Annotated in this window: 17 protein-coding genes; 7 read left to right on the top strand and 10 right to left on the bottom strand. The window is 64.6% G+C overall.

Features of this window, described 5'->3' with window-relative positions; all coding sequences use genetic code 11:
- Entirely contained in the window at window positions 1-1,524 is a 1,524-nt protein-coding gene (locus H143_RS0113440; RefSeq protein ID WP_019938768.1) for an ABC transporter substrate-binding protein, read from the bottom strand.
- 42 nt (window positions 1,525-1,566) lie between these two features.
- Window positions 1,567-3,195, bottom strand: coding sequence for a gamma-glutamyltransferase family protein (locus H143_RS0113435; protein WP_019938767.1), 1,629 nt, complete (start codon window positions 3,193-3,195; stop codon window positions 1,567-1,569).
- Between the two features lie 167 nt (window positions 3,196-3,362).
- On the opposite strand from H143_RS0113435, the gene H143_RS0113430 reads away from it, so the two are divergent.
- Complete coding sequence (locus H143_RS0113430) at window positions 3,363-4,271, top strand: LysR family transcriptional regulator (protein ID WP_019938766.1); 909 nt, start codon at window positions 3,363-3,365, stop codon at window positions 4,269-4,271.
- A 70-nt stretch (window positions 4,272-4,341) separates the two neighbouring features.
- Here H143_RS0113430 and H143_RS0113425 read toward each other — a convergent pair whose 3' ends face one another.
- Both H143_RS0113425 and H143_RS0113420 read right to left on the bottom strand, forming a co-directional pair.
- Entirely contained in the window at window positions 4,342-4,680 is a 339-nt protein-coding gene (locus H143_RS0113425; protein ID WP_019938765.1) for a P-II family nitrogen regulator, read from the bottom strand.
- Between the two features lie 27 nt (window positions 4,681-4,707).
- A complete protein-coding gene (locus H143_RS0113420; RefSeq protein WP_019938764.1) occupies window positions 4,708-6,354 on the bottom strand; it encodes an NAD+ synthase in 1,647 nt (548 codons plus the stop codon).
- Window positions 6,355-6,496: 142 nt separating this feature from the next.
- On the opposite strand from H143_RS0113420, the gene argH reads away from it, so the two are divergent.
- Window positions 6,497-7,912: an argininosuccinate lyase gene (gene argH, locus H143_RS0113415; RefSeq protein ID WP_019938763.1), complete on the top strand. Its 1,416-nt coding sequence runs from the start codon at window positions 6,497-6,499 to the stop codon at window positions 7,910-7,912.
- Between the two features lie 90 nt (window positions 7,913-8,002).
- Here argH and H143_RS0113410 read toward each other — a convergent pair whose 3' ends face one another.
- Entirely contained in the window at window positions 8,003-8,971 is a 969-nt protein-coding gene (locus H143_RS0113410; protein WP_019938762.1) for a LysR family transcriptional regulator, read from the bottom strand.
- Between the two features lie 144 nt (window positions 8,972-9,115).
- Here H143_RS0113410 and H143_RS0113405 point away from each other — a divergent pair, with 144 nt between their 5' ends.
- Genes H143_RS0113405 through aldA form a run of 4 tightly spaced genes read left to right on the top strand, consistent with a single transcriptional unit; the run spans window position 9,116 to window position 13,936 of the window.
- Complete coding sequence (locus tag H143_RS0113405) at window positions 9,116-10,411, top strand: MFS transporter (protein WP_019938761.1); 1,296 nt, start codon at window positions 9,116-9,118, stop codon at window positions 10,409-10,411.
- 59 nt (window positions 10,412-10,470) lie between these two features.
- Entirely contained in the window at window positions 10,471-11,655 is a 1,185-nt protein-coding gene (gene rhmD, locus H143_RS0113400; protein ID WP_019938760.1) for an L-rhamnonate dehydratase, read from the top strand.
- Window positions 11,656-11,675: 20 nt separating this feature from the next.
- Window positions 11,676-12,479, top strand: coding sequence for an aldolase/citrate lyase family protein (locus tag H143_RS0113395; RefSeq protein WP_019938759.1), 804 nt, complete (start codon window positions 11,676-11,678; stop codon window positions 12,477-12,479).
- A 23-nt stretch (window positions 12,480-12,502) separates the two neighbouring features.
- Window positions 12,503-13,936 (top strand): aldehyde dehydrogenase, encoded by a 1,434-nt coding sequence (gene aldA / locus H143_RS0113390; protein ID WP_019938758.1) that lies wholly within the window; start codon window positions 12,503-12,505, stop codon window positions 13,934-13,936.
- Between the two features lie 100 nt (window positions 13,937-14,036).
- Here aldA and H143_RS0113385 read toward each other — a convergent pair whose 3' ends face one another.
- Entirely contained in the window at window positions 14,037-14,633 is a 597-nt protein-coding gene (locus H143_RS0113385) for a nitroreductase family protein (protein ID WP_019938757.1), read from the bottom strand.
- 28 nt (window positions 14,634-14,661) lie between these two features.
- The gene (locus H143_RS0113380) at window positions 14,662-15,582 is read right to left on the bottom strand and encodes a LysR family transcriptional regulator (RefSeq protein ID WP_019938756.1); all 921 of its coding nucleotides are present in this window, start codon (window positions 15,580-15,582) and stop codon (window positions 14,662-14,664) included.
- A gap of 151 nt (window positions 15,583-15,733) precedes the next feature.
- Between H143_RS0113380 and H143_RS0113375 the strand changes: the two genes are divergently transcribed.
- On the top strand, window positions 15,734-17,182 hold the full coding sequence (locus H143_RS0113375; RefSeq protein WP_019938755.1) for an MFS transporter: 1,449 nt from the start codon (window positions 15,734-15,736) through the stop codon (window positions 17,180-17,182).
- A 27-nt stretch (window positions 17,183-17,209) separates the two neighbouring features.
- Here the strand turns inward: H143_RS0113375 and H143_RS0113370 are convergent, their stop codons facing one another.
- The 3 genes from H143_RS0113370 to H143_RS0113360 all read right to left on the bottom strand — a co-directional run bounded on the left by H143_RS0113370 (window position 17,210) and on the right by H143_RS0113360 (window position 21,174).
- Window positions 17,210-18,403: a PLP-dependent aminotransferase family protein gene (locus H143_RS0113370; protein WP_019938754.1), complete on the bottom strand. Its 1,194-nt coding sequence runs from the start codon at window positions 18,401-18,403 to the stop codon at window positions 17,210-17,212.
- A 64-nt stretch (window positions 18,404-18,467) separates the two neighbouring features.
- On the bottom strand, window positions 18,468-19,640 hold the full coding sequence (locus H143_RS0113365; RefSeq protein ID WP_019938753.1) for an FAD-binding oxidoreductase: 1,173 nt from the start codon (window positions 19,638-19,640) through the stop codon (window positions 18,468-18,470).
- Window positions 19,641-19,674: 34 nt separating this feature from the next.
- Window positions 19,675-21,174, bottom strand: a complete 1,500-nt coding sequence (locus tag H143_RS0113360) for an aldehyde dehydrogenase family protein (protein ID WP_019938752.1) — start codon at window positions 21,172-21,174, stop codon at window positions 19,675-19,677.
- Window positions 21,175-21,202: the final 28 nt, after the last annotated feature.

Genomic DNA, 21,202 nt, shown 5'->3' with positions numbered 1-21,202 from the left:
TTATTGGGCGAAGTGCACGCCTTTGAGGCGGATCATGCCGTCGGGAGACGGTGTGAAGCCCACAACCTTCTTTTGCAGGGCGAAGGGCCAGGGCTGGTAGTAGAGATAGAAGTTGGGTTCGTCCTGGTGCAGGATGGTCTCGGCCTGTTCGTACAGCGCCTTGCGCTGCGCCATGTCGGGGACTTCGCGCGCCTGTGTAAGCAGCTTGTCGACCTGAGGATTGCAGTAATGGCCGTCGTTGAACGAGGCCTTGCAAGCCACGAAAAGCGTCAGGTTGCCGTCCGGATCCACGCGTCCCGACCATCCCTGCAATGCCATCTCGAAATTGCCTTGCCGCGTCTGGCTCAACAAGGCCGCATATTCGACCGGCTGCAGCGTCAGGTTGAAACCTGCCTCGGCCGCCATGGCCTGGATCATCTGTGCCATGGCCGAGGTCGTGGTGTTGTTGCCGAAAGACAGCGTACCCTTGACCGGCAGGGCCACGCCGGCCTGCTTGAGCAGCGCCTTGGCCTGGGCCACGTCGCGCGCCGGCGGCGCAAACTTGGCGCTGAAATAAGGACTGGCGGGCGGGAAAGGCTGCCCGGCCGGCGGGAAAATGCCGTTGCCCACCACCTGGTCGATGGCATTGCGGTCAATCGACAGCTCCAGCGCCTTGCGCACGCGCGGATCCTTGAAGGGCGTCTTCTGCGCCATCGGTCCGTTGCCTACATTGAAGTACAGCTCCTGGAAGCCCAGGCCGTTGACCGGCGCGAAGATCAGGCTGGAGTCCTGCTTGACCTGCGGCACATCGGCCGGGTTCAAGCGCTCGAGCATGTTCAGGCTACCGGCGCGCAGGTTCGACAGACGCACCGTGGAATCGGGGATGGGCATGAACACCACGCGGTCGAAGTGGTAGTCCTTGGCGTCGTAGTAGCGCTTGAATTTCTGCAGCACGATGCGATCGTTCTGCACGCGCTCGACAAACTTGTACGGACCCGAGCAGACCGGATGCTGAGCCACCGCATCGACTGGCTTGCCCTGGAAGGACGCGGGCGAGAGCATCATGCCCGCCCGATCGGAAAGCGCGGCCAGCAGCGTGGCGTCGGGGTGCTTCAACGTCAGCACCAGCGTGGTCGGATCGGGCGCGGCCACGCTGGCGATCGACTTGATCTCGCTCTTGCGCATGCTCTCGGGCATGGTCATTTCGCGGTCGAAGTTGGCCTTGGCGGCGGCCGCGTCGAACTTGGTGCCGTCCTGGAACAGCACGTCGCCGCGCAGCTTGAAGGTCAGCGTCTTGTTGCCGTCGCTCCAAGACCAGGACTTGGCCAGCTGGGGCACGAACTGCAGCTTATTGTCGACGTCGATGAGCTTGTCGCACAACGAAGTGAACACGATGCGGCTGACGTAGGTGCGCGCGCGTTGCGGATCGAGCGTGTCGGGGTCTTCCTGCAGGCCTATGCGCAGTGTCTGCGCCAGGGCCGATGCACAGGCCAGGCCCAGAAGCAGGCCCAGCAGTACCCGGCCCATGCGTATCGATTTGATCATCGCCATTTCCCTTGAGGTGATTTTTATGCCAGTTTGTTGACTTCAGAAACCCGCTGCCAGGCCATCGCGGCGCGGATCGCTCGCCGCCACATAGCCCTTTTCGTTATCGTCCGGCGACATGCGCCAGATGAACTGCCCCGCGCCGAAATCCATGTACGGATCGTCGATGGACTTGAGCCGGTGCCCCATCTTCGCCAGCCCTTGGACCACATTGCGCTCCATGGAGGATTCGACATCCAGCGTCTGGTCGCGGTTGAGCTTCCAGCGCGGCGCGTCGCACGCGGCCTGGGGCTGCTGGTCGTAGTCGATCATGCGGATGGCGGTCTGCAGGTGGCCCTGCGGCTGCATGTCCCCACCCATCACGCCGAAACTCATCACCGGGCGCCCGCCCTGGGTGAGAAAGCCCGGAATGATGGTGTGGAAGGGCCGCTTGCCGCCCTCGACCATGTTGGCCGACTTCGGATCCATCGAAAAACCCAGACCGCGATTCTGCAGGCTGATGCCGGTGCCCGGCACCACGATGCCCGAGCCGAAACCCATGTAGTTGGACTGGATGAACGAGATCATCATGCCGCTTTCATCGGCGGCGCTCATATAGATGGTGCCGCCGGCGGCCGGCCGGCCGGCCGTGGGATACGAGGCCTTGTCCAGGTCGATGAGCTTGGCGCGCGAGGCCAGGTAGGCCGGATCGAGCATCTGCCCGGGCGTGACTTCCATGCTGTGCGGATCGGCCACGTATCGGTACAGATCGGAGAAAGCCAGTTTCATGGCTTCGATCTGCACGTGCTGCGATTGCACTGTGTCCACGCCCATGCCCTTCAGATCGAAATGCTCGCAGATGCCCAGCGCGATCAACGCGGCAATGCCCTGCCCGTTTGGCGGGATCTCGTGCAATTCGTAGCCGCGATAGGACTGCGAGATGGGGTCAACCCAGGTAGGCTGGTAGCCGCGCAGGTCTTGCAGGGTCATGGCGCCGCCGCACTCCTTGCTGAAGGCGGCGATACGCTCGGCGATCTCGCCCTCGTAGTAGTCGCGGCCGCGGCTGGCGGCAATGCGGCGCAGGGTCCATGCCGCATCGGGGATGCGGAAATGCTCTCCGACCTGCGGCGCGCGGCCATGGGGCATGAATGCCTGGGCATAACCCGGCTGCGAGTGCAGTTCGTCGGCCGCCAGCTGCCACTTGTGAGCGACCACCGGCGGCACGGCATAGCCGCGCTCGGCGATCTCGATGGCAGGCTCCATAAGCGCATCGAAGGGCAATTTGCCGAACTTCTCATGCAGGGCGGCCCAGCCGGCCACCGCCCCAGGGACCGTCACGGCATCCCAGCCGCGCTTGGGTTGAGCGGCCAAGCCGTCGGGACCGGTGCCGTACTTCTTCTTGAAGTAGTCCACGCTCCAGGCAGCCGGTGCCGTGCCCGAGGAGTTCAGGCCGTGCAGTTGCGTGCCGTCCCAGACGATGGCAAAGCAGTCGCTGCCCAAGCCGTTGGATACGGGCTCGGTCAACATCATGACGGCCGCCGCCGCGATGGCCGCGTCCACCGCGCACCCGCCTTTGAGCAGCATGCGCAGCCCAGCCTGGGCGGCCAGGGGATGCGAAGTGGAGACGACGTTGCGCGCAAAGACCGGAATGCGGCGCGAGGGATAGGGGTTGGTCCAGTCGAAAGCCTTCATTGCGCGTTCCTGCGTCGGAGTGAATCGTAGAAGAGCGGTCAGCAACGACACTGCCGCAAGTTTTTGAAATTACTCTCGTGCTTTAATTAGATCAATTTGATTTTTTGTTTTCTTATTCAAAAAAATTTTATGAATGCCCAGCTGCGCCCGATTGCCGGGCCGAAACCATGAGCACGCTGAGATTCCTGCGTACCTTCCTGGCGGTGGCGCAGCACGGTTCGTTTTCCGAAGCCGCCGAACAGGTGGCGCTGACCCAGGCTGCGGTCAGCTTCCAGATGCGCACGCTGGAAAACGAACTGGGGCGCGAGCTTTTCGATCGCAGCGGCCGGCTGGCCATCCTGAACGCCGCCGGCCGCGGACTCATACCCGAGGCCAGGCATCTGCTGGAACTCTACGACCGGATGCGGCAGCCGCCCGGCGCACCGGACACGCTGGCCGGTTCGGTTTCGGTCGGTGCCATCGTCTCGTGCATGGGCACGCTGGCCAAGGTCGTGTCGACCATGAAGCGCGAACACCCTGCCCTGGAAATACGCATTTTCTCGGGCAAGTCCGGCGAACTGGCCAGCAAGGTCGAGGCCGGCGAGCTGGATGCCGCCCTGGTGGTCGAGTTCGGCCGGCCCATGGCCAGCACGCGCTGGACCGGGCTGTACGAGGAACCCCTGGTAGTGCTGGCCCCGGCCTCGGCCCCGGGCAGAAACGTACGCGAAGTGTTGACCCAGTCGCCCTTTCTGCGCTTTGACCGCACGCAGCGCACCGGCCGGCAGATCGAGCGCACGCTGCGTCGGCTGGGCGTTTCCATCGACGAATTCCTGGAACTGAACGCCATCGAGCAATTGGTCGCGCTGGTGCGCCAGGAAGTGGGCGTGACGCTGCTGCCGCTGCTCAACGGTGCGCATTGGCGGCGCGCGCCGGACCTGCGGGTCCTGTCCCTGCCGGCCGACCTGGGGTCGATCGCGCGGCCCATAGGCATGCTGGAGCGGCGGGATCCCATGCGCCAGGCCATCACCGGCGTCATCCGCGCGCGCTGTACCAGCGCTTTTTGCAAGCAGGCGGCCGACGCGCCGGCCGCGCGCTAACGCCGGCACGGCGCATCAAAGAGAAACGGCCGGCATCGATGCCGGCCGTTTCAGCGCAAACTTGCGGGAACTACAGCGCGGCGTCGCCGCTCTCGCCGGTGCGGATGCGTATGGCTTGCTCGACCGGCGTGACGAAGATCTTGCCGTCGCCGATCTTGCCGGTGCGGGCAGCCTTCAGGATTGCCTCGATGGCGCCTTCGATGCGATCATCGGGCAGCACGACCTCGACGCGGATCTTGGGCAGGAAGTCCACCACGTATTCGGCCCCGCGATACAGTTCCGTGTGGCCCTTCTGGCGGCCGAAGCCCTTGACCTCAATGACTGTCAGACCGCTCACGCCGGCCTCGGCCAGCGCCTCGCGCACCTCGTCCAGCTTGAAGGGTTTGATGATGGCGGTGACTTGTTTCATGAATGTCCCTGTCGTAATCGCAATGGCCTAGATCGTTTCGCGGAAACCGTTGGTAAGAGGATAGCGCCAATCCCGGCCGAACGCGCGCAGCGTGATGCGCGGCCCAGGCGGCGCCTGACGGCGCTTGTACTCGTTGACGCGGATCAGTCGCACCACCTGCTCCACCGCGGCACGCGGGTAACCGGCCGCGACGATGCGCTGCGGCGGTTCGTTGTGCTCCATGTAGCGGCTCATGATGCCGTCCAGCACGTCGTAGGGCGGCAGGCTGTCCTGGTCGGTCTGGTCGGGGCGAAGTTCGGCCGAAGGCGGCCGCGTGATGATGCGCTCGGGAATAACCTCGCCGTCTTTGCCGCATGTATTGCGCCAGGCTGCAAGACGATAGACCAACGTTTTGGGCACGTCCTTGATGACGGCAAAGCCGCCCGCCATATCGCCATACAGCGTGCAGTAGCCCGTGGTCATCTCGGACTTATTGCCCGTGGTCAGCACCAGCCGGCCCGTCTTGTTCGACAGCGCCATGAGCAGCGTACCGCGCACGCGGGCCTGAATGTTTTCCTCGGTCGCGTCCAACGGCAGCCCGGCGAACTGCCCGGCCAGCATGGATTCGAACGCCTGGAAAGCCGGCGCGATAGCGATGCTGTCGTAGCGCACGCCCAGGCGGCGCGCCATGTCAGCGGCGTCGATCTCGGAAATGTCAGCGGTATAGCGCGAGGGCATCATCACCGCACGCACATTGTCCGCGCCGAGCGCATCGACCGCAATGGCCAGCACCACGGCCGAGTCAATGCCGCCCGACAGGCCGATAATGGCGCCGGGAAAACCGTTCTTGCCCAGATAGTCGCGCACGCCCAGGACCAGGGCGTTCCAGACCTCCTCTTGCTCGCTGGTCTGCACGGCCGCCGGCAGATCGCCCACGCCAGTCACCTTGCCAGATGCATCGACCTCGACCAGGCCCATGCCTTCGGCGAACCCGGGCAACTGGGCTACCTGGCGGCCTTGCGCGTCGAGCACGAAGGACAGGCCGTCGAATACCAGCTCGTCCTGCCCGCCCACCAGATTGGCGTAGACCAGGGCGCAGCCCGTGCCCTGCAGACTGCGGCGGGCCACCTGGACGCGCTCGGCCTGCTTGCCCCGGTTGTAGGGCGAGGCGTTGGGTACCAACAGCACGCGGGCGCCGGCGGCGGCCGCGGCACGTGGCGCGCGCTCGAACCAAATGTCTTCGCAGATATTCACCCCGAAAGGCACGCCCTTGACTACGAACACTAGCGGAGCGCCGCCCGCAACGAAGTACCGGTCCTCGTCGAATACGGAGTAGTTGGGCAGCTCCAACTTGGAATAGGTGCCCAGCACGCGGCCCTGGCACAGCACGCTGGCGGCGTTGCACAGCTTGCCGTCAGGCCGGCGCGCCGCGTGGCCGACCACGACGTGCAGGCCGGCCAGGCCGGCCATATCCGCGCACAGCTGCGTCAGCGCCTGCGTCTGCGCGTCGATGAAGGACGGCCGCAGCAACAGGTCCTCGGGCGGATAGCCGGTAAGCGAAAGCTCGGGCGTGACCAGCACGTCGGCGTCCCGCGCATGGGCCTCGTGAGCCGCCTGCAGGATCTTCGCGGCATTGCCGGCCAAACCTCCGACGACGGTGTTGATTTGCGCGAAGGCGACACGGGCGGCGCTCATGGCAATACGGTTCCAAACAGGGGAAAAGGGACAGTGCAAATTATCGCATGCGTCATGGCTGCCCTGCCGGGTGGGGCCGGACGGCTGCCGCCGACCCGCCTGCGGCCTACGCCTATAATTCACCCGTTATCGACGAGGCATCATGGCAAACACCGCACACACTCCTCAAGACCAGTTCGCCAACAAGGCTCAGGCTTGGTCCGCCCGGTTCTCCGAGCCCGTTTCCGACCTGGTCAAGCGCTACACCGCCTCGGTGGATTTCGACAAACGCCTGGCCCGACACGACATCCGCGGCTCGCTGGCCCACGCCGAAATGCTGTCCGCCCAGGGCATCATCAGCGCTCAGGACTACGCCGACATCCAGCGCGGCATGCTGCAGATCCTGGCCGAGATCGATGCTGGCAACTTCCAGTGGCTGCTGGACCTGGAAGACGTGCACCTGAATATCGAAAAGCGCCTGGTGGAACTGGTGGGCGACGCAGGCAAGCGCCTGCACACCGGCCGTTCGCGCAACGACCAGGTCGCCACCGACGTGCGCCTGTGGCTGCGCGACGAGATCGACGGCCTGGTCGACCTGCTGCGCCAGTTGCGCCGCGCGCTGGCCACGGTGGCGCTGGAAAACGCCGCCACCATCCTGCCCGGCTTCACCCATTTGCAGGTGGCCCAGCCCGTCACCTTCGGCCATCATCTGCTGGCCTATGCCGAAATGTTCGGCCGCGACGCCGAGCGCCTGCTTGACGCGCGCCGCCGCGTCAACCGCCTGCCGCTGGGCGCGGCGGCCCTGGCCGGCACCACCTACCCCATCGACCGCGAACGCGTGGCGCGCACCCTGCATTTTGACGGCGTGTGCCGCAACTCGCTGGATGCCGTGTCCGACCGCGACTTCGCCATCGAGTTCTGCGCGGCCGGCGCGCTCATCATGACGCACATCTCGCGCCTGTCGGAAGAACTGGTGATCTGGATGAGCCCGCGCGTGGGCTTCATCGACCTGGCCGACCGCTTCTGCACCGGCAGCAGCATCATGCCGCAGAAAAAGAACCCCGACGTGCCCGAACTGGCCCGCGGCAAGACCGGCCGCGTCAACGGCCACCTGATGGCCCTGCTGACGCTGATGAAGGGCCAGCCCCTGGCCTACAACAAGGATAACCAGGAAGACAAGGAAGGGTTGTTCGATACTGTCGACACCTTGCGGGACACGCTGACGATCTTTGCCGACATGGCGGGCGGCATCAAGGTCAAGGCCGCCAATATGCGCGCCGCGGCCCTGCAGGGTTTCGCCACCGCGACCGATCTGGCCGACTACCTGGTCAAGCGCGGCCTGCCCTTTCGCGACGCCCATGAAGTCGTGGCGCATGCCGTGCGTGACTGCGAACAGCGCGGCATCGACCTGGCAGACCTGACGCTGGCCGAACTGCAGGCCTACAACCCGGCCATCGAGGCCGACGTGCATCAGGTGCTGACGCTGGAAGGCTCGGTTGCGGCGCGCAAGCACATCGGCGGCACGGCGCCCGAGCGTGTGCGCGAGGAAGCGCAGCGCGTGCTGGACGAGACGGACTGAAGCCTCTCGATTGCACAGTTGCCAGGCAAGAGAGTATCTTGCCCGGCACATGATCCGGCCGCACATGCGGCCGGATCTGTTTGAAGGCCCTTACCGATTTGTGATACCTGCCTGCTCGCGCAGCAGCGCGATAAAAGTTCGCTGCTCCTGCGTCAGCGGCTCATTGCGGCGCATCAAGATGCCGAACGGGGCGAGGGTTTCGGCGACTAACTCGGCAAACCCTAACGGCAGCGCCTTCACCAACCCCATCCTCAAATAGTCGCGCAACGCCGACTCCGACAGCACCATGATCGCATCGGTAAGCTGCACCAATTGTTGCATCGAATACACCGAACTGCATTCGATAATGTCGGCCGGCGCCGGCAGCGCCAGACGCTGCACGGCCTGATCCAGTGCGATGCGCGCGGGACTGGTGGGCGGCTGCAAAATCCACGGCCAGTCGTGCACCAGTTCATCCAGGCTCAGCTTGCGGCGGCGCGACAGGGGGTGGCCATTACGCACCACAATCAGCAGTTGCTCGTTACCCAGCGGTTCGAAAACATATCGATCACTGTGAGTCTCCGGATTGCGCCGCGCGATGGCGATGTCGATCCGGCCCTGTTCCAGCAGACGGATCACCTGGTCGCTCGTGTCCCCCATGATGCGCAGGCGCAGTTGCGGGTGCTGCGTCTTCATGCGCGCCACCGCATCCATGACCAGGTCAGGCGCCGCGCCCATGATGGTGCCGATCGCCAGATAGCCGTAGCCGCCCTGCCGGCGCACGGCCAGGTCCTCGGCGCAACGATCCAGACCGTTGAGCGTCGCTTCGGCAAAACGCACCATCTGGCGCCCCAGCGCCGTGGGCCGCATGCCGCGCGGCAGGCGCTCGAAAAGCTGGCAACCGAACATGTCCTCGATCTCGTGCAGCATGCGCGTGGCGGCCGGCTGCGACATGTTCAGGCTCAGCGCGGCGCGATGCAGGTTCTGACTGGAACCCAACACCACCAGCATGTGCAAATGCTTGTAGCGCAGCCGATTAAATAGGCCGCGATGCTGGGCGGATATCGGGTTGCGAACCATGAGAGAGGAAATATGCGAGAAATTAAGTGATACCTAAAAGGTATTGATTATTACTGAAATTCGATTTGTGGGCATAGCACGGGCACCGTACAGTCGTCGCCCATAACAACAAGCCATACACAAAACATAATTCTGGAGACAATCTTGAAGACGCTTTCCCCCTCGTTAATCGCCAAGGTTTCCTGGCGCCTGCTTCCCTTCCTGCTGCTGATGTATATCCTGGCCTTCCTGGACCGCGTCAACGTGGGTTTTGCCAAACAGGCTTTTCAGGCCGACACCGGCGTCAGCGACGCAGCCTTTGCTCTTGGCGCCGGCATTTTCTTCGTGGGCTATGCATTGCTGGAAGTGCCCAGCAACCTCATCCTGCACAAGGTGGGCGCGCGCCTATGGATGTGCCGCATCATGGTGACCTGGGGCCTGGTATCGGCTGCGCTGGTGTTCGCGCACGGCGAAACCAGCTTCTACCTCCTACGCTTTCTGCTCGGCGTGACCGAAGCCGGCTTCTTCCCCGGCATCATCTACTACCTGACATGCTGGTTCCCCTCGGCCGCGCGGGGCCGGGCCATGGGATTTTTCTACTTCGGCGCGCCGCTGGCCTTCATCTTCGGCAGTCCGCTATCGGGCCTGCTGCTAGAGTTGCACGGCGTAGGCGGCTGGAACGGCTGGCAATGGATGTTCGCAATCGAAGGCCTGATGGCCAGCGTTGTGGGCGTCTGGGCGTATTTCTATCTCGACAACCGTCCTGCCGAGGCCACGTGGCTGACGCAGGAAGAACGCACGCAACTGCAAGATGTGCTGGACCAGGAAAACCGCGGCAAGACCTCGCATAGCCACAACCTGTTCGCCGCGATCTGCCAACCCGCCGTGCTGTTCATGAGCCTGATCTATGCGCTGATCCAGGCCAGCGTCTATGGGGTGGTGTTCTATCTGCCTACCCAGGTTGCCGGCCTGATGGACACCAAGGTCGGCTTGGCCGTAGGCTTGGTTTCGGCCATTCCCTGGGTGTGCGCGGTCCTGGCGGCCTGGCTCATCCCCGCGTTCGCCGATCGCACGGGCAACCGACGCGGCACAGCTTGTCTGACACTGTTGATGTCGGCGGCCGGCATCGCGGTATCCGTCAGCGTGTCGAGTCCTCTGGCGGGCGTACTAGCACTGTGCTTCGCCGCTGCGGGCTTCATCGCCGTCCAGCCGATTTTCTGGACCTTCCCGTCGCGCTTTGTGGCGGGCAGCGTCGCGGCCGGCGGCATTGCGCTCATCAACTCGATAGGCGGAGTTGGCGGCTTTCTGGCGCCCATGGTCAAGAACTGGGCCGATTCCGCTTTTCATTCCTCCGCCGCCGGCCTGTATGTGCTGGCGACGACGACCGTGCTGGCCGCGCTGCTTATGCTGGGCTTGCACGACAACGCATCGTCCGCGACACGCGCACGCGCCACCACCTGAACACCGACGGCAAAACGATACATCAACACATAGAGCGATCAAGACGCAAAGAGTTTTTCATGACGATACCCACCATCAAGCAAGTCCGCGCCTACACCCTAAAAGGCGGTGGCGCCGACTACCATGACCAGGCGGACGGGCACTGGATCGATGATCACATCGCCACGCCCATGAGCAAGTATCCCCAATACCGGCAAAGCCGCCGCAGTTTCGGCATTAATGTGCTCGGAACGCTGGTCGTGCAGATCGAGGCCTGCGACGGATCGGTGGGCTTTGCGGTGACGACCGGCGGCGAACCGGCGGCCTACATCGTGGAAAAGCACTTGGCGCGCTTCCTGGAAGGCGCCCGCGTCACCGATATCGAACGCATCTGGGACCAGATGTACCACTCCACGCTCTACTACGGCCGCAAGGGGCTGGTCATCAACACCATCTCCGGCGTCGACCTAGCGCTGTGGGACCTGCTGGGCAAGGTGCGCGGCGAACCCGTGCACCAATTGCTGGGCGGCGCGGTGCGCGAGGAGTTGCAGTTCTACGCCACTGGCGCCCGTCCCGATCTAGCCCGCAAGATGGGCTTCATCGGCGGTAAATTGGCCTTGCAGCACGGCCCGGCCGAAGGCGAAGAAGGCCTGCGCAAGAACATCGAGACACTGGCCACCATGCGCGAACGCGTCGGCCCGGATTTCTGGCTGATGTTCGATTGCTGGATGAGCCTGGATCTGAACTATGCCACACGCCTGGCGCAGGCCGCTCGCGAATACGGACTCAAGTGGATCGAGGAGGCCTTGCCGCCAGACGATTACTGGGGCTACGCGGCGCTGCGCAAGAACGTGCCCACCGGCATGATGGTCACCACCGGCGAGCACGAGGCTACGCGGTGGGGCTTCAGAATGTTGCTGGAAATGGGCTGCTGCGACATCATCCAGCCCGACGTGGGCTGGTGCGGCGGCGTCACTGAACTGATCAAGATCTCCGCGCTGGCCGATGCGCATCAGACGCTGGTGATCCCGCATGGTTCGTCCGTCTACAGCTATCACTTTGTCGCGACACGTCAAAACAGCCCCTTCGCGGAATTTTTGATGATGGCACCCAAGGCCGATAAGGTCGTGCCGATGTTCCACCCGCAATTACTGGGCGAACCCGTACCGGTCAACGGCCGCATGCGGGTGTCCGAGCTGGACAAGCCGGGCTTTGGCGTGACGCTGAACCCCGACTGTGCGCTGCATCGGCCGTACACGCACTAATACTCGCAAAGGAACGCATCATGCACTTGCCCATCAACCCCTTCAAGGCAGCCTTGGCCCGAAACGAGCCGCAATATGGCATCTGGGCCGGTTTCGCCACGTCCTATGCCGCCGAGATCGTGGCTGGCACCGGCTACGACTGGATGCTGATCGACGGCGAACACGCGCCAAACACGGTGCCCAGCTTGCTGGGCCAGTTGCAGTCCGTGGCGCCCTATGTCACGCATCCGGTCGTTCGGCCCGTCAGCGGCGACCCTATTCTCATCAAGCAATTACTGGATGTGGGCACGCAGACCTTGATGGTGCCCATGGTCGAGACGGCCGAGCAGGCGCGCGCGCTGGTGCGCGCCATGCGCTACCCGCCGCATGGCATCCGCGGCGTGGGCGGCGGCCTGATCCGCGCGACGCGCTGGGATGCCGTACCCAACTACATTAAGCGCGCGCATGAGCAGTTGTGCCTAATCGTGCAAGTGGAGTCGCGCCTGGGCGCGGAGAATGTGACCGAGATCGCCGCGGTGGATGGCGTGGACGCGGTTTTCATCGGCCCGGCGGACCTGTCCACTGGCATGGGCTACGCGGGCGACGCCAGCCAGCCTGAAGTGCAAGCCAGCATCCGCGGCGCCATCGAAGCCACGCGCGCCTCGGACAAAGCCTGCGGCATCCTGGCACCGCGCGAGGAAGATGCGCGCCGCTATGCCGAATGGGGCTGCACCTTCATCGCGGTGGCCATCGATGTCAGCCTGCTGCGCCAGGCGGCCATCGACAATCTGGCGCGTTACCGCGAACCCGCTGTAGCAGCGATTTCACATTCGCGAACGTATTGAATAAAACCTGTAGGAGACCTTTCATGAGCACGCTACCCGTACTGCGGAATTACATCGGCGGCCAATTTAGCCGCAGCGCCGAACTGCATGACGTATTGAACCCCGCCACGGGCGAATGCCTGGCCCAGGCCCCCATCTCGTCCCGGCAGGAAGTCGACCACGCCATCGCCGCCGCGCGTGGCGCGCAAAAGGCCTGGGCGCGAAAGACAGCCATCGAACGCGCGGGCCACCTGCGCCGGATCGCGGCCAAGCTGCGCGAAAATGCGCCGCGCCTGGCGCGCACCATCACGCAGGAACAGGGCAAGACCCTGGGCCTGGCCGAAGTCGAAGTGCATTTTACCGCCGACTACATGGATTACATGGCCGAATGGGCACGCCGCATCGAAGGCGAAGTCATCTCAAGCGACCGCCCCAATGAAAGCATCTTTCTGCTGCGCAAGCCTCTGGGCGTGGTGGCCGGCATTTTGCCATGGAACTTCCCGTTCTTCCTGATCGCGCGCAAGATGGCACCGGCGCTGCTCACGGGCAACGCCATCGTTATCAAGCCCAGCGAAGAGACACCCATCAACTGTCATGAGTTCACGCAATTGCTGGCGCAGACCGATCTGCCGGCCGGCGTGTTTAACGTGGTGTACGGCACAGGCGCCGTGGGCGGCGCGCTGTCGGCCCATGCGGGCGTGGACATGATCAGCTTCACCGGCAGTGTGGCCACCGGCTCGCGCATCATGGCCGCAGCCGCAGACAACATCACCAAGCTCAATCTGGAGCTGGGAGGCAAGGCGCCTGCCATCGTGCTTGCCGATGCCGACCTTGACCTGGCGGCTAAGGCCATCCGCGATTCGCGCATCATCAACACCGGCCAGGTCTGCAACTGCGCCGAGCGCGTCTATGTCGAGCGCAAGGTGGCCGATGAATTCATTACCCGCATCACCAAGTCCATGACGGCCACGCGCTACGGCGATCCCCTCGCCCAGCCCGACGTCGAGATGGGCCCGCTCATCAACCAGAAAGGCCTGAACAATGTCGAGGCCAAGGTGCGCACAGCCATCGCCGACGGCGCCCAACTCATCACGGGCGGCAAGGTCGCCGACCTGGGCCAGGGCTTTCACTACGAACCCACGGTGCTGACCGGATGCCGTGCCGATATGGAGATTATGCGCAAGGAAATCTTTGGGCCAGTGCTGCCCATCCAGATCATCGACGACCTGGACGAGGCGATCGCCCTGGCCAACGACTGCGAGTACGGCCTGACTTCATCGGTGTACACGCGCGACCTCGCCAAGGCCATGCATGCCATGCGCGAGATCGATTTCGGCGAGACCTACATCAACCGCGAGAACTTCGAGGCCATGCAGGGTTTTCATGCCGGAGTGCGCAAATCCGGCATGGGTGGCGCGGATGGCAAACATGGCTTGTATGAGTACACGCATACTCAGGTGGTGTACCTGCAAGGATAAGGATTCTTGCGCAGCCGGGGCAGCCCTGCAAAGTCCCGATGCCCGGCCGCACCGCGCCCGCGCAGCGGACTCTCTGCGGGATCCTCGGCTCTTTTCAGCCTCACATGTGAGGCTTACCTCCCGTCCATTCCGTGACAAATTCGTGGAAGTCCGGACGCTGCATCGTGGGCAAATCCACGGCTGGCGTGCCGATGGCCACAAAACCCAGGAAGCGATATTCCAGGGGATCAAAGCCCAGCGCTTCCTGCACGTCGGGAACGTTGGTGCCTAGACCGGTGCTCCAGAAAGCCGCATAGCCCAGCATGTGGACGGCGTTGAGCACGTTCATCACCGAGGCGCCCACGGCCAGCATCTGTTCGTGTTCCGGGATCTTGCCGTCGAAGAAACTCTTCTGCGCCACGCCCAGCACCAGCGGCACCTGCGCCAGCCAGGTGCGGTTGTTCTTCTCTTTTTCCGGCGTCATGCGCGGGTCGCCTGTGCGCTTGACGGCAGCGATGGCCATGTCGGCCAGCCTGCCCACGGCCTCGTCGCGGATGACTACGTAGCGCCACGGACGCAGCGCGCCGTGATCGGGCGCGCTCATGCCGGCCTGCAGGATCTGGGCCAGTTCTTGATCGGAAGGTCCCGGGCCGCGCACGAGTTTGGTCGAGCGGCGGGACATCAGCAGTTGCACGGGGGTTGCGCTTGTCGTCATCATGGATCTATTTAATTGAGAAACGTTCTCATTATATGTTTTCCCGGCACACCTCAAGCACCAGCTGCCGCAGCCACTGGTGTCCGGGATCCGCGCCCAGGCGAGGATGCCACATCTGCGACACCGTGATTTTTTCGGTCTGGACAGGCAGTTCGAAAGCAAAAATGCCGGTACGGGCCGGCTCGACATGCTCTTGCTGCGCGCCCAGGAAGAACGCAGGCACGAGCGCAATCAAGTCGGAGCCGCGCGCCACGGCCAGCGCGGCGGAAAAATTGGGCACTACGGCGGCGACCGTCCGTTCCAGCCCCATGTCGGCCAAGGCGACGTCCACCGGGCCGTCCGCGCGTCCGCGGCGCGAGGCGACCACGTGGCCGAAGGCGACATACTGCCCGGCGGTCACCGCGGGTTCCGCTTCGAGCGGATGCCCTTTCCTGGCGACACCGATGAAGCGGTCCCGAAAGAGCGCCTGCACCCGGACCTCCGGGCCCATCTGACTCAGGACGCCGATTTCCAGGTCGACCACCCCTTCGCGCAGCGGGGCCGCCGTCTTCTCGGACTTGGGCGCGAAGCGCAGGCGCACACCCGGCGCCACCGCCGCGGCCGCCGTGATGAGCTGGGCGCCGAAAGCCTCGACAAAGCCATCGTTGGACCGGATCGTGAAGGTTCGCCGCAACGCGCTAATATCGAAATCGTTCGCCGGGGGATTCAGAACGGCGCGCGCCTCCCGGGCCGCATCCCGCACGCGCTGGCGCAGTGCCTGGGCATGCGGAGTCGGCACCATGCGGCGCCCCGCCCGAACCAGCAAAGGGTCGCCGGTCGCCTCGCGCAGCCGGGTCACGGCCCGGCTCATCGCCGAGGCACTAAGCCCAAGGCGCAGTGCGGCGCCGGCCACGCTGCCTTCGGCCAGCAAGGCATCGAAGGCGATAAGCAGGTTCAGGTCGGGATCGGACATGCCTGATCCTAGCATGGGCAGACATGGCGTCCGGCGCACTTTATCCGTGCAGGCGGCGCGTCTTCCGCCATGCCGGGCGCGCCGATACATTGACGGCTGTACCTGCGCCGCCGACGGCCCCGCTGCCCGCCTAAATAAAGGATTTTGCAATATGGAATTGTTTTCTGACCGACCGGGAGACGAGGGCCTGCCGGGCCGCGAGCGTTGCCTGGCCATGATTTCGGTGATGATCGCTACGACCATGGCGGTATTTGACGGATCCATCGTGAACATCGCCCTGCCCCAGATCGCCCAGTCGCTGGATGTCCCCACGGGCGAGGCAGTTTGGGTAGCCAACGGCTACCTTCTGTCTGTGGCCGTCACGCTGGCGGCGTTTTCGGCACTGGCAAGGCGAACCGGCTTTCGCGCCCTGTTCACGGGCGGTATCGCCGTGTTCACGCTGGCTTCGCTGGGCTGCGCCTTGTCCGCTTCGCTGCCGTGGCTGATCGCGATGCGCGTGTTGCAAGGAGTGGGCGGAGCCGCGACCTTGAGTATCGCCCCGGCTATCCATCGCTCGATTTTCCCGACCCGCCTGCTGGGGCGGATCCTCGGCCTGAACGCGCTGCTCGTAGCCGCGAGCACAGCCATCGCACCCATGCTGGGCGGAACCCTGCTGGCAGCCCTGAGCTGGCAATGGCTGTTCGCGATCAACGTCCCGCTGGGCATCGTCGGCACGCTCCTGGCGCGTCGCACCCTTCCCAAGGCGCGCTTGCGCGGCCTGCCCTTCGACACCGCCGGCGCCCTGTTGTCGGGCGCGGCGATGGCCGCACTGATCATGGCCGCCGATGCCTGCGCGCAATTGGGCAACGGCGGCCAGGCCTATCTACCCCTTGCCTACGCGGCAGCGGCCATCGCGTCGGGTATGGCCTTCGTACGCCGCCAGCGCCGCGCCCCGGAACCGCTGCTGCCGCTGGACATCTTCGCCTCCACGCGCTTTTCCATGGCGGCAATGACGTCCATGGCCTCGTTCGTCGGCCAGGGCATCGCGTTCATCGCGCTGCCCATCCTGCTGCAAAGCGCCTATGGCTACAGCCCCTTCGCCTCGGCGCTGCTCTTTACGCCCTGGCCCGTCGCCATCGTGCTCATCGCCCCGCATGCCGGGCGGCTGGCCGACCGGCATCGGCCGGCCACACTGGCCACAGCCGGCCTGGCCGTCTTCGCGTTCGGCCTCGCGCTATTGGCGCTGCTGCCCTATGACGCGCCTGCGTGGGATATCGCCTGGCGCGAACTGGTGTGCGGTGCGGGCTTCGGTTTTTTCCAGAGCCCCAACAACCGCGAGATGCTGGCCAACGCCTCGCGCGAGCGCAGCAGCAATGCCTCGGGGGTACTGGCCATCGCGCGCACCTTCGGGCAGTGCCTGGGGACCGCGCTGGTGGGCGTCATCCTGTCGGCGTACGCCACACACGCCGCGGCCGGCGGCGGCAGGCTGACGGGCATCGCGCTGGCCCAGGCGATCAAATGGGCGCTCTGGCTGGCGGTGGCGGCGACGGTCTCGGCGCTGGTCATCAGCTCGCGCCGCCTCGGGGGCAAACAAACCGTGCCCGGACAGCAGCCTTCTTGACGAAATGCGGCGCGCGGCAGAGACCTATCAGGCAAGCGCCTGATAAGCCTGCTGCAGGCGCCGCGCGCCTTCCTGGATCGCGTCCACACCTGGGGCCGCAAACGAAAGACGCAGCGCGGCCGCATCGGGCTGCTCGGCGAAGAACGCCTTGCCGGGAACGAACATGACTTTGCGCTCGATGGCAGATGCCAGCAGTTGCGCGGCATCGACGCCCGGCATGCGCGCCCAGACGAACATGCCGCCCTCGGGCTGATGAAACGCGATGGCATCGCCCAGCCCCGCGCGCAGCGCCCGGCAAAGCGCGCCGCTCTTGTGGCCATAGGCGGTCGTGATGCGCGGCAGATGACGTTCCAGCGAGCCGTCCGCCAGGTATTGGGCGGCGATGGCCTGGGACCATGGCGTGGTACATAGATCGACCGTCTGCTTGGCGACAATGCAGCGGCGCGCGATTTCCACGGGGGCCACCGTCCAGCCGATGCGCAGGCCCGGCGCGACCACCTTGGAGAGGCTGGAAAAATGCACCACCCAGTCGCGCGAGCCATCAACCTGGTCGGCCAGTGCAAGAATCGAAGGGACCCCCTCGCCCGCGAATCTCAAGTCGCCATAGGGGTCGTCCTCGACGATGAGAAATTTGTACTGGACCGCAAGCCGCAGCAACGCGATGCGGCGCTCGCGCGCAAGCGTCGCGCCCGTCGGGTTGGCGAAGGTCGGCACCGTATACAGCAGCTTGGGCCGCGCCACGACGCCCGAGGCCAGCAGGCTCGCGAGCCTGCCGACGTCCAGGCCGTCGCCGTCGACCGGCACGGTACCTATCCGGGCCTGCTGCAGCCGCAGCGCCTGCAGCGTCGCCGGATAGGCCGGCTGTTCCGTGAGCACCGCGTCTCCGGGCTCGACCAGCACGCGCAGCAACAGGTCCAGGCCTTGCTGCGAACCGGTCGTGATCAGCATCTGCTCGGGGCTGCATGAAGCGCCGCGCCTGGCCATGAGCGCAGCGATCTGTTCCTTGAGCATGGGCAGCCCGTCGGTCGGACCGTATTGCAGGCAGAGGATCGAATCCTGGTAGGCACGCGCCTGCGCGACCCGCAACCCCTCGATGTCGAACAGGTCGCTCGCGGGATAGCCGCCCGCGAAGGAGATCATCCCCGGTTCGCTCAGATACTTGAACAGCTCGCGTATCGGCGAACCCGCGGGATTCTGAAAAGGCGCTGTATATGCGTACATTGATCGCCGGCCCGGCCAGGGCCGCAGGTAAGCCGCAGCGGAAAACCGCCGCGGCAAGTCTGAACTAAACGACGTTTTTCTCGACGATGGGCCGGTTGTTCAACACCCGGTCCCAATTCAGGGATGAAAGATCCAAGGTGGTATATCTGCCGCTGATGATGAGCTCGCTCACCCCGCGGCCGGTCGCCGGCCCCTGCTGCAAGCCGTGGCCGCTGAAGCCGTTGGCGAAAATACAGTTCTCGATATCGGGATGATGGCCGATGATGGCATTGTGGTCGAACACGTTGTACTCGTAGTAGCCAGACCAGCAATTCTCCACGCGCAGCGCCTCGAACTGCGGAACGCGGTGCGCCAGCGTCGGCCAGATGACGTCGTCGAACAGCTCGTGATCGACCTCGTCCAGCGGCAGATCGTCCGGATCGTTCTGCGGATTCGGCGAGGTGCCGGTGATGTAGGTCCGGCCTTCCGGCCGGAAATACACACCCGTGGGGTCGATGAGCAGCGGACTGTCCGTCAGCCGCGCCGGCGATGACACGTTGAAGATGCTGCGCCGGCGCGCGTACACAGGAATATCGATACCCATCATCGTCGCAATGCGGCGCGCCCAGGCGCCCGTTGCATTGACCAGCATGTCGCAGGCATGGCGTTCGCCGTCGCCGGTCCGCACGTGGGTAAGCCTGCGGCCCTCGCGCTCGATGCCGGTCACTTCCGCGGCGACATAGCGCGCGCCCAGCGCCTGCGCTTTCTTGCGCAGCGCCTGGACCAGGCCGTAGCCGTCGAACCAGCCCTCGCCGCTGACCCCGTAGGTTCCCGCGGCAATGTCCTGGACATTGAGCCACGGGAATTTTTCCTTCAAGGCATCGGGCCCGAGCAGGGCGATGTTCGCCCCCAGCCGCGTCTGCAGCGCGTGGTTCTCGCGCAGCGTCGCCTGGCCGCCGGGCGTTGCCAGGAACAGGTAGCCGCCCTCGTGCAGGTCGATGGACGGCCGATGGCTGTCGACCTCGAGCAGCTCGCCGATGTGGCGCAGGAATTCAATGCCGTAGAGCGACATCTGAACCGACAGCGGGGTCGAGAACTGCTGCCGGATGGACGCGGCCGACAGCGCCGAAGACGATTTCGCGTAGGTCGGATCGCGCTCGATGACCGTAACGCAGATCGTCGGATCCGACTCTCGCAGGAAATAGGCGATCGAACTGCCGATCACCCCGCCGCCGGCAATGACAACTTGAGAGCTCACCGCTTGCGCTCCAGAGGACAGATGGCCGTATGCCTTATTCGACGCTGAAATCGATGCCTTGCGCCAACGGCAGCGCCGACGAAAAATTCACCGTGTTCGTCGAGCGCCGCATATAGGCCTTCCAGGCATCCGAGCCGGACTCCCGGCCGCCGCCGGTTTCCTTCTCGCCCCCGAACGCGCCACCGATTTCCGCGCCGCTCGGACCGAGGTTGACGTTGGCAATGCCGCAGTCGCTGCCCGATGCCGACAGGAACCGTTCGCTTTCGCGCATGTCCGTGGTGAAGACGCACGAGGACAATCCGTGGTGCGCGGCATTGTTGGCCTCGATCGCGTCCTCGAATTTGCCATACTTGAGCACGTACAGGATGGGCGCGAACGTCTCGGTCAGCACGATCCCGGTTTGCGCGGGCATCTGGACGATAGCCGGGCGCACATAGAAGCCCTTTTCGTTGCCCGCGACGACATGGCGTTCGCCGCCGAAGACCTTGCCGCCTTCCTTCCTGGCTTGCTCCAGCGCGGCCTGCATGCGATGGAACGATGGCTCGTCGATGAGCGGCCCCATCAGCGTGCCCTGCTCAAGCGGATTGCCGATCTTGACCTTGCCGTAGAGAGCCTTGAGCCGCTCGACAGCCTTGTCGTAAATGCTTTCTTGCACGAACAGGCGGCGCAGCGTCGTGCAGCGCTGGCCGGCGGTGCCCACGGCGGAGAACAGAATGCCGCGCAGGGCCAGCTCCATGTCGGCCGTATCGGACACGATGCCCGCGTTATTGCCGCCCAGCTCCAGGATGGAGCGGCCGAAGCGGCGGGCGACTTCAACGCCGACCGCACGGCCCATTTCGGTGCTGCCCGTGGCGCTGACGATGCTCGATCGCGGGTCGGAAACCAACTTGGCGCCGACATCGCGTCCGCCGATGACCACGCTCGTCAGGCCCTCGGGCGCATCGCCGAACTCCTTGAGCGCGTCCTGCAGAATTCTGTCCACGGCCAGCGCGGTCAGGGTCGCTTTTTCCGAAGGCTTCCAAACCACGGCATTGCCGCATACAAGTGCCAGCGCGGCATTCCACGACCACACCGCGGCCGGAAAGTTGAACGCCGAGATGATGGTGCAGACACCCATGGGATGCCAAGTCTCGGCCATGCGGTGGCCGGGCCGCTCCGATGCGATGGTCAGACCGTACAGCTGCCGCGAAAGACCGACCGCGAAATCGCAGATATCGATCATTTCCTGCACTTCGCCCATGCCTTCCTGAAGGATCTTGCCGGTTTCCAGGGTAATGATGCTGCCCAGCGCGGCCTTGCGCTCGCGCAGCTTATTGCCCAGCACGCGGACCAGTTCCCCGCGCCGCGGCGCCGGCACGTTACGCCAGGCCTTGAACGCGGCCTGGGCTTTCGCCAGCGCGGCGTCGGCGTCCTCGACCGACTGGCTGGCGACGCGGCCGATGAGTTCGCCATCGATCGGCGAATGGACGGCGATGTCGCCCGACTGGGCGAGCTGGGAAATGCCGAGTTCAGAAAGAATGGTTGCCGCTTTCACTGTAAAACCTCTTGAATATCGTCGATAT

The organism is Bordetella sp. FB-8 (assembly GCF_000382185.1).
Lineage (GTDB): Bacteria > Pseudomonadota > Gammaproteobacteria > Burkholderiales > Burkholderiaceae_B > Bordetella.
The sequence above is the reverse complement of the archived record's forward strand: the minus strand, read 5'-3'. Positions and strand labels throughout refer to the sequence as shown.